The organism is Bradyrhizobium sp. S69 (assembly GCF_009766005.1).
Lineage (GTDB): Bacteria > Pseudomonadota > Alphaproteobacteria > Rhizobiales > Xanthobacteraceae > Bradyrhizobium.
Genome location: NZ_LMUK01000041.1, coordinates 519532 through 535549, shown reverse-complemented (window position 1 = coordinate 535549; position 16018 = coordinate 519532). Strand labels below are relative to the sequence as shown.

Annotated in this window: 15 protein-coding genes; 5 read left to right on the top strand and 10 right to left on the bottom strand. The window is 60.7% G+C overall.

All coding sequences use genetic code 11. The annotated features are described in order from the left end of the window. The first annotated feature begins 712 nt into the window (after window positions 1–712). The gene (locus tag GSQ88_RS19975; RefSeq protein WP_246784882.1) at window positions 713–1636 is read left to right on the top strand and encodes a LysR family transcriptional regulator; all 924 of its coding nucleotides are present in this window, start codon (window positions 713–715) and stop codon (window positions 1634–1636) included. Window positions 1637–1750: 114 nt separating this feature from the next. On the opposite strand, the gene GSQ88_RS19970 is transcribed toward GSQ88_RS19975, so the two are convergent. The 3 genes from GSQ88_RS19970 to GSQ88_RS19960 all read right to left on the bottom strand — a co-directional run bounded on the left by GSQ88_RS19970 (window position 1751) and on the right by GSQ88_RS19960 (window position 4719). Beyond that, window positions 1751–2716 carry a gluconolaconase gene (locus GSQ88_RS19970; protein WP_159009423.1) on the bottom strand — a complete coding sequence of 322 codons (966 nt, stop codon included), beginning with the start codon at window positions 2714–2716 and terminating at the stop codon, window positions 1751–1753. 144 nt (window positions 2717–2860) lie between these two features. Next, on the bottom strand, window positions 2861–3856 hold the full coding sequence (locus GSQ88_RS19965) for an alpha/beta hydrolase (RefSeq protein ID WP_159009422.1): 996 nt from the start codon (window positions 3854–3856) through the stop codon (window positions 2861–2863). Further along, the gene (locus GSQ88_RS19960; RefSeq protein ID WP_246784881.1) at window positions 3853–4719 is read right to left on the bottom strand and encodes an MBL fold metallo-hydrolase; all 867 of its coding nucleotides are present in this window, start codon (window positions 4717–4719) and stop codon (window positions 3853–3855) included. Before GSQ88_RS19960 ends, GSQ88_RS19965 begins: the two co-directional genes overlap by 4 nt. A 352-nt stretch (window positions 4720–5071) precedes the next feature. Between GSQ88_RS19960 and GSQ88_RS19955 the strand changes: the two genes are divergently transcribed. From GSQ88_RS19955 to GSQ88_RS19940, 4 genes are all read left to right on the top strand, one after another. Beyond that, a complete protein-coding gene (locus tag GSQ88_RS19955; RefSeq protein WP_159009420.1) occupies window positions 5072–5845 on the top strand; it encodes a DUF899 domain-containing protein in 774 nt (257 codons plus the stop codon). A 181-nt stretch (window positions 5846–6026) separates the two neighbouring features. Then, complete coding sequence (locus tag GSQ88_RS19950) at window positions 6027–6887, top strand: hypothetical protein (RefSeq protein WP_159009419.1); 861 nt, start codon at window positions 6027–6029, stop codon at window positions 6885–6887. 179 nt (window positions 6888–7066) lie between these two features. Next, the gene (locus GSQ88_RS19945; RefSeq protein WP_159009418.1) at window positions 7067–8266 is read left to right on the top strand and encodes a DUF2252 family protein; all 1200 of its coding nucleotides are present in this window, start codon (window positions 7067–7069) and stop codon (window positions 8264–8266) included. 174 nt (window positions 8267–8440) lie between these two features. After that, complete coding sequence (locus GSQ88_RS19940) at window positions 8441–8932, top strand: YciE/YciF ferroxidase family protein (protein ID WP_159009417.1); 492 nt, start codon at window positions 8441–8443, stop codon at window positions 8930–8932. A gap of 55 nt (window positions 8933–8987) precedes the next feature. Here GSQ88_RS19940 and GSQ88_RS35765 read toward each other — a convergent pair whose 3' ends face one another. The 7 genes from GSQ88_RS35765 to GSQ88_RS19905 form a co-directional block, all read right to left on the bottom strand. After that, the gene (locus tag GSQ88_RS35765) at window positions 8988–10160 is read right to left on the bottom strand and encodes a M15 family metallopeptidase domain-containing protein (RefSeq protein WP_246784880.1); all 1173 of its coding nucleotides are present in this window, start codon (window positions 10158–10160) and stop codon (window positions 8988–8990) included. Between the two features lie 161 nt (window positions 10161–10321). Beyond that, entirely contained in the window at window positions 10322–11041 is a 720-nt protein-coding gene (locus GSQ88_RS19930; protein WP_159009416.1) for a haloacid dehalogenase type II, read from the bottom strand. A gap of 100 nt (window positions 11042–11141) precedes the next feature. After that, window positions 11142–11621 carry a GNAT family N-acetyltransferase gene (locus GSQ88_RS19925; protein ID WP_159009415.1) on the bottom strand — a complete coding sequence of 160 codons (480 nt, stop codon included), beginning with the start codon at window positions 11619–11621 and terminating at the stop codon, window positions 11142–11144. 10 nt (window positions 11622–11631) lie between these two features. Further along, window positions 11632–12630, bottom strand: coding sequence for a class II fructose-bisphosphatase (gene glpX / locus GSQ88_RS19920; RefSeq protein ID WP_159009414.1), 999 nt, complete (start codon window positions 12628–12630; stop codon window positions 11632–11634). An 81-nt stretch (window positions 12631–12711) separates the two neighbouring features. Beyond that, window positions 12712–14031 (bottom strand): homoserine dehydrogenase, encoded by a 1320-nt coding sequence (locus tag GSQ88_RS19915; RefSeq protein WP_159009413.1) that lies wholly within the window; start codon window positions 14029–14031, stop codon window positions 12712–12714. Window positions 14032–14086: 55 nt separating this feature from the next. Continuing rightward, window positions 14087–15313 carry an LL-diaminopimelate aminotransferase gene (locus tag GSQ88_RS19910; RefSeq protein ID WP_159009412.1) on the bottom strand — a complete coding sequence of 409 codons (1227 nt, stop codon included), beginning with the start codon at window positions 15311–15313 and terminating at the stop codon, window positions 14087–14089. Window positions 15314–15526: 213 nt separating this feature from the next. Then, window positions 15527–15844 carry a hypothetical protein gene (locus tag GSQ88_RS19905; RefSeq protein WP_159009411.1) on the bottom strand — a complete coding sequence of 106 codons (318 nt, stop codon included), beginning with the start codon at window positions 15842–15844 and terminating at the stop codon, window positions 15527–15529. Between the last annotated feature and the right edge of the window lie 174 nt (window positions 15845–16018).

The following is a 16018-nucleotide window of genomic DNA, read 5'->3' as shown; positions in this document are numbered from 1 at the left end:
CAGGTTCAGCGGAAGCAGTCCGGCCTTCCCTGCGCAATGGTTTTACAGCTTATATCGTGCTCTCCCCGGCGAGACCTGGCTTGTTTGTCACCGTCGCCCCCAAGAAGCGTGAGCTTCCGAGGAACTTGACACCGGCCACTGGGGCGTCAGGACCACACGACTTCGCCGTCCGCGTCACGCGCTGTTCGTCAATAGCGCATCTGCGTCCACCGCATCTCATCCCAACGTTCGTGACGATGGCCAACGCCCCCTCGTGAGGGATGAGACGACGCAGATATGTGTGTGATTTGGCGGAAACGCAAAGCGAATTATTTTTCCGGAGCGGTCTGGACAGGGCAAATCACGTTGAATTCGCCCAATAAATTAGCGTTTAGGCGCAACCGAATTGCGACCGGTTGAGGTGTGTCGATCAGGTGTTTTACGGAATCCGAATAAGCTCAGCCGCACAGCGCTTGGGCACACGCGCGAACTCCTTGATCGTCTTGCCCTTGATGAAGTGCTCGCGCCACATCCGGGCAATCGTCTCCACAATCAAGATTCCCAACCACCTGTCCGAGACAACCGACGGGCTTCACACTTTGAAGATCAGCGGACCTTGGTCTATTACCATCCTTTCGAGTACGTTCGCGCGCGCTCAGGTCGGAACAAATTACGTGCGGCGAGGACTTGAGTGGTTGGCTAAGGCCATTACGCGACCGATGGAGTCATAAACTTGGCGAGCGAGTTCATGGATTTTGATACTGGTCTTCTTCAGGCCCTTGATGCCCTGTTGATAGATCAGAACGTAACGCACGCTGCAGCGCGTCTCAACATAACGCAGTCGGCGCTTTCCGCGAGGCTGACGCGTCTCCGCCAACTTCTCAACGATCCCTTGTTCATCCCGGCAGCATCCGGCCGCGGAATGATTCCCACACCTCATGCAATCGCGCTTCGGCCGGAGCTGACGAAGCTCATCGATCGAATAAATGACTTCATCAAAACGGCACACGTGTTCGATCCTCAAAACAGCAAGCGTGTCTTCAAGATCGCGGCGACCGACAATCCCGCAGCAATTCTCGCGCCCGATTTGATCCCTATGGTCAAGGCAAAGGCGCCCCTCGTGAAAATCGCCTTCACGTTGCCTGACAAGGCCAGAATTGCAACTCACTTGGAGCAAGGCGACATCGATCTATTCGTCGGCGCGGCTGAAGATGGTTCAAATGAACTCATCGCTTCAACGCTGTTTGAAGACGAGTTTCTCACCGCCCAGCGCGTCGGACATCCGCGCGGTGACAAGCCATTTACCCTCGACGAGTATTGCTCGCTCGAGCATCTCTTAATTTCGACAAGTGGCGGCCAGTTCCACGGCATGATCGATGCCGCGCTCGCCGAAGTTGGCCGAGAGCGATCAGTGTCGGTCTCTATCCAGAGTTACGCCCTGGCACCGCTCGTCCTCAGCAATAGCGACTGTATTTGCACGTTGCCAAGCCGCTTTTTGGAACGCTTCAAGAATGTGCTTGAGATCCATCCACCGCCCCTCGCGCTCTCACGATTTTCGATGAACCTCTTCTGGCATCCAAGGATGCAGACCGACCCGGCCCACAGTTGGCTGCGTAAGCAGGTCGTGCAAGCAATCGGCCGGCAACGGAAGTCATGACACCATTGCAGGACCTGTGGATGTGCCGATTGGCAAGGATGCGGATTTCTCTTCGGGACAGCTTGAGGGCGCCTCGATGGCGCCGAGCGTAAGCGCTCGGCGCCATCGGATCCGTCAGAACTTCTGCAACACGAAGTCGCTCACCTTCGTGGCTTTGGGGTCAAAAAGCGTGTCGATTCGCGAATTGAGAACGTAGACGTCCTTGCCCATTTGCGTCGCCGAACTCGGCATAGACATCACGCTCTTTAATTGCCGGACAACTTTGGCCGACTTCCAGCCATCGGTCGAGACCAGCTCCACGGTACGGTCAACACCGAGGTTTTGAACGACGACGAGATGCTGATTATCCACGAGACGAAAGCCGTCGGCGCCCTTCAGCACTTCAGATACTTCGACCTTGTCGACTTTGGTCGGATCGGCGATATTTACACGAAACAATTCGCCGCTGTTGTATCTTCCCACGATGAGGAAACCGTCATTGTGCCAGGCTATACCATTGAGGTTGAAGCCATTGCCCTCGCCGAACAGCACGTTTTGAGCAAAGATCGACGCTTTGCCATCGCTGCCGATGCGGAAAATCGTCGGTGAGAAGCTGTCGGTCACATAGACATTCCCGGCGTCGTCAACAGAAACGTCGTTCGCGAAATGCGAGCCAGGACTAAGGCTTCCCAGGTCGTAGTAGGCACGGCGCTCGCCGGTGGTTTCATCATAGGCGGCGACGCCCGCCAGCTTGCCTTGGGTCGCCGCGTTCGTACGATCGCCCGCGCCAGGGTCCGAATTGGTCACCCACAACGTGTTATGCGCGTCGTCGGCCAGAAGTCCCACCGTGGAGACGAGCTTGTCGTCTGCCACGAACGGCATGTATTTCCCATCAAGCGTAACCTTGCCTACGGTGCCATGACGGACCGAACTGACAAAGAACGCGCGATGCTTCGCGGACCAACTCGCGGTCTCCGGATAGGTCACGTTCGCGGTGAAGGCAATCTGCGGCGGGTGCGAAATCGGCTCGGCAAATGCCGCAGCCGAACAACTAAGCATCGCCGAGGTGGCAACACTGGCGAGAATAGAACGAATGATCATGTGCTGGGTCCATTGCTGTGATTGTCGGTTTGGCGAATGTAGAGGGTCGCCAAAGACTGGAGAAACGGCGTGCGCTGATCGGTGTAATTCACGAGCGTCATACGTCCGGCAGGTAGGAGGCCGCCGATGCGATCCGTGCACCGGTCATTCGGGCCTGTAATCCTCGGACAAGAAGTCCGTGATCGCGCGAAACACCTGCAGTCGATTTTTTTCAAGGAGGGCCATGTGCGTGGCCTCGCCGATCTCGACCCATCGGCGATAGGGCGCCGATCGAAGCTCCCGAAAATATTCCAGTGCTATTTCGATAGGAACGTCGATATCCCACTCGCCGTGCAGCAACAAAACCGGGACAGTAATCGCGGAGGGCTGATAATATGGCTTCCCGGCTCGCCAATACTTCCGAATATCTTCGATCGGACCGTTGGTCGCGCGCAGCCGGTCGGGCACCCTATCCCTGCTCCACGGATCTTCGGCGAGCGTCGCCCGCGCCCACTGGTCGAACCAGCCAGCCGGAATGAGGGAGTCTTGGGCATATTTAGGAGCGGTTCCCAACCAGCGCGGCAGAGTATCGAGCACGGGAACCAGCCGATAGGATCCGAGTTCGCCACCCATGTCGATTGGGATTGGCTTGTCGCTCAGCCACTGCGGCGCAAGTAGCGCAAGCTTGCGCACTCTTGAGCTATTTACCGCCGTATAGGCGCCGGCCACGGTGCCGCCCCACGACATCGCAAACACGTTTACCTTTTTCAATCCGCGGTGCTTAAGAACGAAATCCACGGCGCTCGAAAAATCCGATACGCCCGTGTCTGTGCCGATCAGCGGTGGATTCAGTCGCGCATCTTCTTCCATGGCCTGAGGGCGAGTTGATAGGCCATAACCTCGTACGTCGACCGCGAAGACGTCATAACCTTGAGCGGCGAGATAATCCATGAACGAGAAACCGCCGAGGCGCACGTCGTAAAGACTGCCGGACGAATAGGTAGCTCCATGGACCAGGACTATCGTCCGCTCGGCGGAAAAGCTTGTCATGGTCCGCAAACGCTTATTGCGAAGATAAAGAGAGACGCCGGACGTATTGCTGTCTATGCGATGCTCTTCGAAGGCGACTTGCTCAAGGTCAATGCGTTCCGGGGCTTTCATGACGATGCTCCTTGAGCGTAGCGCCAGGTAAAACCGTCCGCGCCTGACGTAACGAAGCCGGCAGACGAACCGGGAAAGTGAGTGGCGAGGTAAAGTGCACGGGTCTCAGCGGCGCGGCTGAGCAAACTCCGGCGCGACCTTTGAGCTTCGTCCGCGAACTCGCAATAGACAGTGTTCATGTCGGGTCGAGCGACCTGAAGCGCGGTGTGCATGAGGTCACCAGCGAAGATGGCGGTCTCGCCACCTGACTCAAGAGCGATAGACATATGCCCGATGCTATGTCCCGGCGTCGGGATGAATTCGAAAATGTCGAGATATTTGCCCCCTTCAGGGCCGATATAGTCCGCAAGACCCGCTTCGATCACAGGCAGGACACTGTCCTCGTACACACCGAGGCTCGGAAGATTTGCTTCGTTGTGGCTGGCCGGGCTGGAATAATAGTCGCGCTCGGCCTTTGGAAAAACATAACGCGCGTTCGGGAACGTCGGAACCCATTTCCCATTCAGGAGACGGGTGTTCCATCCGGAATGGTCGACATGGAGATGCGTATTAAAGACAAAGTCGACCGCCTCCGGATCAACTCCGGCTTCTTTTAGACGTTCAAGGTAAGGCAGGCTCTGCCGATGAAATAGCGGATTCGTCGGTCGCTCTTTATCGTTTCCGCTCGCCGTATCTATCAGGATGAGGTGCCGCGGCGTTCTGACCACCCAGGTATGCACGCTCAAGACCAGTGCATCTCGGGACGGCTCGAGGTCACTTGCCGCAAGAGCCTGCTGTGTGATCGCGAACTCTTCCGGCGTCAATCCAGGATAGAGAAACGAGGGAGGAATGCCGCGCAGAAGCTGTTCCTCGACCTTAGCCACGGTCACACTCCCAACCTGGAATGCTGGCGCGAGACCTCCCATTGAAACCCTCCCGTTACACTAGGACGCCTCGATCGAGCCGTCGCCGAAGTCGTAGGGATGACTGTAAAGGCCGACAAACGCACATTGCAGGTAGGTCCCATCGACGCCATCGATTGGTGAAGCCGGTATCGAAGCGGAAGTGATGGAGCGGTACGGGATCGAGGAACCAGCAAAGTTCCCATTCCTTTCGCGTAAATACTTCGCGCAGCCCCTGTCGGCTTACGCGTTTTCAGAACGTCCTTGGATCAAACCGCCGGTGCGGTTCGTCGCAGGCTTTGCGAGGCTGGCCGGCATCAAGGGGAGTTAGTCGATGGATAAGCCAAGGCAGAACCGGACGATCGATCAACAACGCGAGGCCAATCTTGCGGCGCTAGCCGCGCATCGCGTCGTTGGCCGGGAAGAGTGGAACCAAGCCCGCTTGGCGCTCATGAAGCGCGAAAAGCAGCTCATGAAATTAAACGACGAGTTGGCTGCCGAGAAACGCGCGCTGCCGTGGGTCAAGGTCGAAAAGCAGTATTTCTTCAATTCTCGCAAGGGCACAGTCAGCCTGTCGGACCTGTTCGAAGGCCGCAGTCAGCTGTTCGTCAAACACTTCATGATGGGCCCCCAACAAGATTGGCAATGTCCCGGGTGTTCGCTCGAGGTCGACCACGTCGCTCAGTTGCTGGAACATTTCGAACATCACGACATGTCGTATGTGGCGATCGCCCGCGCCCCGCTCGATGAGATCGAAGTGGTACGCAAAAAGATGAATTGGCACTTCAATTGGGTCTCCTCCGATCAGTCGGATTTCAACTATGATTTCCACGTGTCCTTCAGCCCCGAACAGATCGCGGCGGGCAAGGCCGTTTATAACTTCACCGCGTTCAATCCTGGGACGACGACCGATCTTTCGGGAGAAAGCGTGTTCTACAAGAACGCGAACGGGGAAATCTTCCACACCTACGGCGCGTTTGGTCGTGGCGGCGAGCAATTTCTCGGGATCTACGGATTCTTCGACGTGCTGCCAAAAGGTCGCGAAGAATACGGACCGGCGCGTGCGCTTCCGGACTGGGCGAAGCCACACGACACATACGGCGGCTAGGGGAAGAAATCGCCCTCTCCGCCGCTGAATGGTTCGATGCTCTCGCTGCCGTACTCGGTTGAACTCAATGATACCGCTTGGCCACTGATTCCCGTTTCGCCCGTGGAACCATTGTTCCTCCTGCCCATTATCGCGCCATCAGAAACAACATTCTGCCGCAAAGGGCCAAGGAGCACACACCATGATCGATGCCGTCGTCATTCAACCAGGGTCGGAGACCGCTGAGCCGTCCGTTGCGGGCGTGTCGTGGGCTGCGGTGACCGCGGGCGCGGTGGTCTCCTGCGCCCTCACCTTCGTTCTGCTTGCCTTCGGAATCGGACTCGGCCTGTCAGTCGTATCACCCTGGGCCGGCAGCGGGGTTTCCGCGACGACCTTCAAGATCGGCACCGGACTCTATCTGATCGTCATCGCCATGCTGTCGTCTTCGATCGGCGGCTACCTTGCAGGCCGGCTGCGGACCGGCTGGGTCGGCGTTCACAGCGACGAGGTGTACTTCCGCGACACCGCACATGGCTTTATCGCCTGGGCTTTGGCATCGGTGCTGGGAGCGGTTTTGCTGGCCTCGCCCGCCGGCAGCCTGATTAGCGGCGGAGCCTCCGGCGCAACGCAGGGAGCCGCAGCCGCCAGCCGCAGCGGACCGATGGACGGCTATGTCGACACCCTGCTGCGCTCCGATACCCCGGCGTCGCAGAACGGCGGAAATGCCAGCGAGTCTCGCGGTGAGATGCTGCGTCTCTTCACTTCCAGCTTCCGCAACGGCGGCGAGCTGAAGCCGGGCGATCGTGAGTATGTCTCCAAGGTGGTTGCCGCGCGCACCGGGCTTAGTCAGGCCGATGCCGACAAGCGGGTCAACGAGGTCGTCACCCAAGCCAAGGCCGATCTCGATGCGACGCGAAAGGCAACCGCACAGCTTGCGTTCTGGCTCACCGCGTCACTGCTGATCGGCGCGTTCTGCGCAAGCCTCGCCGCAACCGAGGGCGGCGGACTCCGCGACGGCACGTGGGGATCTAAAACCCGGTTATCCACAGCGCGCCGCCAATAATTGCAATTGAGATCGTTAAAACAAGAAAGGAAATTATATGCCCATTCTGCTCTGGCTGGTCGGAATTCCGATTCCCCTCATCATTCTGATTCTGTTATTGCGTTGAACCCGGAATTCGAAATCCCCCACCTCGGTGGGGGATTTTTCGACCTCTGAGCTTCGTCTTTTGTGCGCAGGCCATGACCTCCAAGAAATCGCTCCGTCCGACCGAACGCCTCTCCGCCTTGCGAACGCAACAGACGCTCAAGATGGCGCGCTCGGCGCACGCTTATGTGCGCGGAAGCACCGGTAAATTCTACGAATGGCTCGAAGCGCAGAAGCGCGGCACCTTGCCCGAGGGACCACCGATCTGGATATGTGGCGATTGCCACGCCGGCAATCTGGGCCCGGTCGCAGCGGCCGACGGGCGAGTAGCCATCCAAATCCGGGATTTCGACCAGACCGTCATCGGAAATCCCGCGCACGATATCATACGGCTGGCGCTGTCGCTGGCGACCGCATCACGCGGATCGGATCTGCCGGGCGTCACGGCAGCCCATATCATGGAGCAGGTGATCGAAGGATACCGCGCCGCCCTGCGTCAGGACGCGGACGCGATCGACGATGCGCCGAAGTCCGTTCAACTCGTCATGAAAAAATCAGTCGCCCGCTCCTGGAAGCAACTGGCCAACGAGCGCCTCGCGAACCAGAAACCAACGATTCCTCTCGGTTCCAAGTTCTGGGCGCTTTCGAAGCGGGAGCGAACGGCGATCGCCGCGCTATTCCGGACGCCGCCGCTTCGGCACCTCGCGACTTCGCTTCGCTCCCGCGACGACGATGCCCACGTCGAGATGCTCGATGCCGCGTACTGGATGAAAGGCTGCAGTTCGCTCGGGTTATTGCGGTTTGCCGTGCTTTTGGGGGTCGGCAGCGGCAAGAAGCGCGATCAGGCGTTGATGGACGTCAAGGAGGCGGTCGCGGCGGCGGCGCCCCATTACCGCGGAACGGTAGTACCGAAAGGCCACGCCGAGCGCGTGGTGGAAGGCGCCATTCATCTGTCGCCGCATCTCGGTAAGCGCATGGTCGCCGGCAAGCTCGAACGCCGCTCGGTGTTCATTCGGGAACTGTTGCCGCAGGACCTGAAGATCGAGATCGAGCAACTCACGATAGCGGACGCCATGAAGGCAGCCAGTTTTCTTGCCGGCGTCGTCGGCAAGGCTCATGCGCGCCAGATGGACGCAGCGACCAGGAAACGCTGGTCATCCGAGCTCGAGCGCCACCGATCGAAGACACTGGACGCGCCGTCATGGCTTTGGTCAAGCGTCGTATCCCTGATCGGCAGCCATGAGGTGGCCTACCTCGAACATTGCAGAAGATTTGCCACGCAGGCGCCGGCCTGACCGCGCGGGATTATCCCCGACGACCGTTGCCGTGCGCGCCGGCACATTTCCGAACGCAAACCCAGCACAATGAGTAAGGCGCTAACTAAGCTGGGTGAGATGTCGCACGGTGTCTTTGGAACGTTCCCTCAGCAGGTCGGTTGAGGACGAGAAGTTCACACCCCCGGAGGCACCATGGAAAAAGATCTCAACGCCCTGTTTCTCGATACCCTGAAGGATATCTACTACGCCGAAAAGCAAATCTATAAGTCGCTTCCGAAGATGGCGAAGGCCGCCAGTTCCGACAAGCTGAGGGCGGCCTTTGAAAAGCATCACGAGGAAACCGAAGGCCAGATCGAGCGGCTCGAACAGATTTTCGAATTGCTCGGCAAGCCGGCTCGCGGCAAAAAATGCGACGCCATTGAAGGTATCCTCGACGAAGGCAAGGAGATCATGGAGGAGTACGAGGATGAACCCGCGCTCGATGCCGGGCTTCTCGCCGCAGCACAGGCCGTGGAACACTACGAAATTTCCCGTTATGGAACGCTGCGATCCTGGGCCGCGAAGCTCGGCATGAAGGACGCGGTGAAACTCCTTGATCAGACCTTGGCCGAGGAAAAGAAGACCGACGACGCCCTGACGAAACTGGCCGACAGCGAAGTCAACGCGATCGCCCAAGCCGCGTGATCGTCCAGCCGCGAGGCCCCGGCATACGGCCGGGGTCTCGAAGCGCGGAAGCCGGTCAGCCCGTTCGCACCTTCGGCGCCCCTGCCGTCCTGGCATGTTTGGACACGCCGTGCCCATCTCGCGAGGCAACGCCGTGACCGTGCCTGGCGGCCGCCCTCGCCTGTCGCGCTTTCATGCCGGGATGGTGATCGGCATATTCCTTGCCGTCGATCGGCGCCACGTGCGGCGGATCCCGATCGAGATAAGGCCGCCCGATGCCGAACTCCATGCCGTGAGCATCGACCCACTTCCAGAGCCCTTCACTCGAAGCCAATCGTTCCGCGCGCGTCGCCCCATTGACGCTGACGATATCCGCCGCAAGCCCGTGGCCGTAGCCGCCACGAAGGCTGCCGCCGTGATAGGACCGGTTGTCGGCCGCCTTGAGGCCGCTGGCGATCGATTGACGATAATCATCGCGGAACGCGCTGGTGATGCCCGGCAACAGGCCTGCCGCGTCGGCGGCGCGGAGCATTTGAACCAGCCTGACTTTGAAATCCTGATCCATGCCGCCGATCACATAGTCGTCCAGCGGCTTGCCGAAATGCTCGGCGGCCTTCGGATCCTTCCACCCGAAATCCTCATCGACGAGCTTTGTAAACTTCCTGGTGACCGTGACCATCTTGCCTCTTTTCTTGACGGTCACTTTTCGCTGGTCTTCGATCTTGATGGCGTCTTCCTTGGGCGTGCGCTGGTAAAGCGTCCACAAATAATGGTCGACACAGCTACCCGCGACGAGGCACTCGTCGTGCGCTTCGGTTGAGCCGGCGGCCTGACTGGCGTCACCCTGGCCGACGTCGCCGGGCTCCAGCGAAGCCACGACCGTCCTGGCTTCTTGCTGCGGTGGATTTTCGACCGGCAGCGCAGGCGCCGAAGCGATCAACGCGGCGGTAACAACCGGTTCCGGTTCACGCGCGGCGGGCGCGATGTCAGCGGTTGCCGCCTCCGTCACCGGTTTGCGCGCGGGCACGACGTCGATGGCGCGGGACGCGACCGGTTGTATCTTGTCGGCGAACTTGTTGTCAGCGAATTTGGCGTCGGCGGTCAGGGATTGTGCGAGGCGGTCAACCATCGGTGCCGCTGCGCTGCTATCTGCGCCGGCGAAGCCGGACGCAACCATCCACACCAGAACAGACGCCGGTAGAGCGACCTCCCGGCTAAACCCCGCCAATGTTGCCAACCGCAGGTTCATGTCACCGTCTCCCAATTGGGCCGGATCGCATCACCAAGCTTGCGACACCGGCGATTGTTGGAGCGGCGATCAGGCCAAGCAATGGCGGAAAGCCCGGATATTCAATTTCGAGGCTGACTGTTGCTAAAATGCAACGCACCTACCCTGGATGCCAAAAGCAGCTAGCACCCGAGTTTGTCGGCAACCTCGCCAAAATCCTTGCCGATGACGTCCCAATCGCCCTTGGCCCCGAAATCATATTTCTGCAACGGGCCGTATTCGGTCGGGCGCGCGACGAAGGCGGTCTTGAGGCCGAGCTGCTGCGCCGCCTTCAGATCGTGATTGTGGGCGGCGCACATCATCACCTGCTCCGGCTTCAGGCCCAGCAGTTTTGCCGCGCCGAGATAGACTTCCGGATCGGGCTTGTAGTGCTCGAACAATTCCGCCGACATCACCAGATCCCACGGCAGGCCAGCGTGCTTGGCCATGTTGGTCAGCAACGCAACATTGCCGTTCGACAACGGGCTGATGATGAATTTCGTCTTCAGCCGGGTCAGGGCGGCGACGCTGTCCGGCCACCCATTCAGCCGGTGCCAGCCCATCGTGAGGTGATGCAGGTCGGCGTCGGTGAGGCCCGTGATCGACAATTGCGCGACCAGCTTCTCCAGCGACTGCCGGTGCAGCGTATCGAGCATCACATAGCCATTCTGCGGGTTCTTGCGCACCACATCCATCGACGCGGCGTAGACCGCGCGCCAGCCGTCGACGAGCGCGGTCCAGTCGGCCTTGATGCCCCTCTTCTCGCCCCATGCCGTGAAATCGGCGATCAGGCTGGAGCGCCAATCGACGATGGTGCCGAAGACGTCGAACACCAGTGCTTTTACCGCCGAAACGTCAGACATGAAGCGCTCCCCTTTTTGCTATTGTTGTGTCCGTGGCTAGAGCGTTTCCGCTCCGATGGAATCGGAACGGGGCTCTAGTCTTTTGTTTTGACGCGTTTCTCTAGAACAATTTCCTGTACTGCATGAAGCCGGAGACGTCGGCGACCTGATCGTAGAGAATCCGCGCCTGCGCGTTGGAGGTTTGGGTCAGCCAGTATACCCGGCTGCAGCCGTCGGCTTTGGCTTTCTCGTACACCGCCTCGATCAGCGCGCGGCCGAGCCCAAGCCCGCGCGCGCTGTCGGCCACGAACAGATCCTGCAGATAACAATAATTACCCGGGGTCCAGCTCGAGCGATGATAGAGATAGTGCACGATGCCGGTCAGTTTTCCCTCGACATAGGCGCCGAGCAGGAACATCGGCTCGCTGGAATCGTGAAACCGCTGCCACGCGACGTCGCTGGCGCCGGGCGCGAGCGTCGCCTTGTAAAACGCAAGGTAGCCGTTCCATAGCGGCTCCCAGACCGCGCGCTCGTCAGCGCCGACCGGCCGGATCACCACCTTGTCAGCTGACGCCTTCTCAGCGGAAGCCTTGTCAGCCATCCCGGCGCCCTCAATCGAGGTGGAATTTCTCGAGTTGGCGATGTTCGGCCTTGATGTAGCGCACGGTGCCGGTGACCGAGCGCATCACCACGGTCTCGGTCTCGATCACATCCTTGCGGAACTTGACGCCCGAGAGCAGCGAACCGGTGGTGACGCCGGTGGCGGCAAACAGGCAGTCGCCCTTCGCCAGATCCGTGATGCCATAGATCATCTTGGGGTCGAGGACACCCATCTTGTGGGCACGCTCGCGCCTTTCCTCGGTGTCGAGGATCAGCCGGCACTGCATCTGGCCGCCGATGCAGCGCAACGCTACCGCCGCCAGCACGCCTTCGGGCGCGCCGCCGGTGCCGATATACATGTCGACGCCGCTTTTATCGGGATTGGCGCAATGAATGATGCCCGCAACGTCGCCATCGGTAATGAGACGGACGGCGGCCCCCGTACTGCGCACGCCCTGGATGATGTCGGAATGGCGCGGGCGATCGAGCACCAGCACCGTGATCGCGGAGGGATCGACCCCCTTGGCTTTGGCCAGCCGCCGCACGTTGTCGGCCGGAGACGCGTCGAGTTCGACGACGCCCTTGGCGTAGCCCGGGCCGACCGCGATCTTCTGCATGTAGACGTCAGGCGCATGCAGCAGCGTGCCGCCATCGGCCATCGCCATGGTCGCGATCGAACCCGGCATGTTCTTGGCGCACAACGTCGTGCCCTCGAGCGGATCGACCGCGATATCGACTTTCGGGCCGGCGTTGATGCCGACCTTCTCGCCGATGAACAGCATCGGCGCTTCGTCGCGCTCGCCCTCGCCGATCACCACGGTGCCTTCGATCGGCAGCTTGTTGAGTTCGCGACGCATCGCGTCGACCGCGGCCTGGTCGGCCGCCTTCTCGTTGCCATGGCCGCGCAGACGCGCCGCCGACACCGCCGCGCGTTCGGTCACCCGCACGATTTCGAGCGTGAGGATGCGCTCGAGCAGCATCTGCGGCGGAACGGAAATATGGGTCGACATTGGCGAACTCCCTTGAACCTGGCTGCAGCCCCTGCGGCCTGCACATCAACGCTTCAACGCATCGTCCGATCGGACCACGCGCTAGTTTTTTTCGATCCGTATCACCTGCGGCCGTCCGCTGATCACCTTGTCGCGCTGCACCGCCTGAAGTGCGCGATAGACCGCATCCTCGCTGGTGGCGTAGGTAATCAGAATGACCGGCACCGGCGAAGCTTTGCCCTTTGTGCCCGCAGCGTCAACGCCATCGGGATGGCGCTGCACAATCGATTCGATGGAAATCTTTTGTTCGGCAAGCCGGGTCGCAATCGTGGCCGCCGTGCCTGCCAGATCGCGCGCCATCAGGCGTATATAATAACCACCCTCATGGCGCTCCATCGGCGCCTTGCTGGTGGCGCGCAACCGCTCCACCGGGCGTCCAAACGGCTTGGCGCGGATGCCGCGCGCGACATCGGCGATATCGGCGACCACAGCGGACGCCGTCGCAGCGCCGCCGGCGCCGGGTCCGACCAGCGTGATCGGCGGGATGCCCTCGCCGTCGATGGTCACGGCATTGGTGACGCCCATCACCTGCGCGATCGAGGATGATTTCGGCACCATGGTCGGATGCACGCGCTGTTCGATGCCCTTGGGGGTGCGCACCGCGACGCCGAGCAGCTTGACGCGGAACCCGAGTTCTTCAGCCGCGCGCAAATCTTCCGGCGCGATCGAGGAAATGCCCTCCACGTAAACCGCGTTTTGCGCGACCTTGGTGCCGAAGGCGAGGCTGGCCAGGATCGCAAGCTTTTGCGCGGTGTCGTGGCCGTCGACGTCGAACGACGGGTTGGCCTCGGCGTAGCCGAGCCGCTGCGCGTCCTTCAGGCATTCGGCGAACGACAATCCCTCCTGTTCCATCCGGGTCAGGATGTAATTGCAGGTGCCGTTGAGGATGCCGTAGACACGGTTGATGTCCGTCCCCGCCAGTCCCTCGCGCAGGGTCTTGATGACGGGGATCGCAGCGCCCACCGCCGCCTCGAAATTCAGCGCGCCGCCGTGCCGCTCGGCCGATTTCGCCAGCCGCAATCCATGTTTGGCGATCAGCGCCTTGTTGGCGGTGACCACCGATTTGCCGGATTTCAGCGCCGCTTCGATCGCCGACAGCGCGGGGTCGCCGGAGCCGCCCATCAATTCGACCAGGCAGTCGATGCCGGGATCGTTCGCCAGCGCCAGCGCATCCTTCGCCCAGGCGATGCCGCGCAGATCGAGATTGCGCTTTTTGGCCTTCGACCGCGCGGTGACCGCGACCACGCGCACCGCGCGCCCGCTGCGTTCGGACAAGATCCGGGCCTGCGCTTCGATGAGGCGAACGACTTCAGCGCCAACCGTGCCGAGCCCCGCAATACCCACTTTCAGGGGTGCGACCATGACGAGAAAAACCTGACGGAAAGACTTGTGACGCGGCGTGATCCCCGAAGGGGAATCAGGCCTCCCGCCGGTTGGCGAGAGGAACCACGTTGTGCAACGTTTCTATGCCGCTTTCAAGGAAGCGGCGGACGCCGCGCGCGGCCTGGCGGATACGCTGCTCGTTTTCCACCATGGCGATCCGCACATAGCCCTCGCCATGTTCGCCGAAGGCAACGCCCGGCGAGACCACGACGCCGGACTTCTCCACCATCAAGGTCGCGAACTGCATGCTGCCGACCTCGCGGAAGGCTTCCGGCAGCGGCGCCCAGGCGAACATCGAGGCGTCCGGCGGCGGAATGTCCCACCCTGCCCGGCCGAACGACTCCACCAGCGCGTCGCGGCGCTTGCGGTAGGTGTCGCGCATCTCCTTGATACAGTCATCCGGGCCATTGAGCGCTGCGGTCGCCGCGACCTGGATCGGCGTGAACGCGCCGTAATCGAGGTACGATTTGACCCGTGCCAGCGCCGCGATGATGCGCTCATTGCCGACCGCAAATCCCATGCGCCAGCCCGCCATCGAGAAGGTCTTGGACATCGAGGTGAATTCCACGGTGACATCGATCGCGCCGGGAACCTGCAATACCGAGGGCGGCGGGTTGTTGTCGTCGAAATAGACTTCCGCGTAGGCCAGATCCGACAGGATGAAGATCTCGTGCTTCTTCGCGAACGCGACCAGGTCCTTGTAGAAATCGAGACTGGCGACATAGGCGGTTGGATTGGAGGGATAGCAGACCACCAGCGCCAGCGGCTTCGGAATCGAATGCACGATCGCGCGCTCGACCGCCTCGAAGAACTGCGGCGTCGGTTCGGACGGTACCGAGCGGATCACACCGCCCGCCATCAGGAAGCCGAAGGCGTGGATCGGATAGCTCGGATTGGGACAAAGCACGACGTCGCCCGGCGCCGTGATCGCCTGGGCCACATTGGCAAAGCCCTCTTTCGAGCCCAAGGTCGCGACCACCTGGGTTTCCGGATTGAGCTTCACGCCGAAACGCCGAGCATAATAGGCCGCCTGCGCCTTGCGCAGGCCGGTGATACCGCGCGAGGCGGAATAGCGGTCGGTGCGCGGCTTGCCCAGCGTCTCCTTCAGTTTCTCGATGACATGGGGCGGCGTCGGCAGATCCGGATTACCCATGCCGAGATCGATGATGTCGGCACCGGCATTACGCGCGGCCGCCTTGGCCCGGTTGACCTGCTCGAACACGTAAGGCGGCAAACGGCGTATGCGGTAAAAATCTTCCATGGGTCCTGGCTCCGGCAACCGGGTAAGGGCAGAATCGCTGACAGCTTTTGCTCCGAAACGCGACTTGTTTCGTTTAGAAATCGCCTTCAATCAAAGATTTAGGGCAAATTTCGGCGCTAAACTGCTGTCTTCGACCTGATTTGCGGTTGAATTGGGTTCTTTTACCATGGCCCCCGGGTTTCGCCAGCATGACCGTCGCGTGACTTCAGCTGGTTACCTGCCGGATTGGGCCGCGGCCTGGGCGGCCGCCTGATCCTTGGCGGCGGCGGCCGACGCCTGGCGGTCCCGCGCCGCCAGCAATTCCGCCTTGATCTTGGCCTGCTCGGCCGGCGCGATCGCGGCCTCGTCGCGATTGGGCGGCAAATCCTCCACCGGAAGATAGCTGCCGGCCTCCTTGGGGCGTCCCGGAGCATCGGCAGGGGTGCCGACCAGCGGCAAGTCCGCGATCGACGTCGCGCAGCCGCCCAGCGTGAGCGCCGTCATCAGCAGCGCGCCGCAGAGCAATGCCTTGCTTGTTCGATTCTCCGACATGCGTCCCCGCAGTCTCACTCTACTTGAACCTCCAAATACTTGAACCTTGGAGCACCCTGACGCTTATTTCAGCAGTGGCTCATCCGCCCTGACCACTGTCGTCGGAAACGATTAAAGCCTGAACAATAAACTGAACCGGTGAGGCCTGAATATGACAGAACCAAGATTCCTATC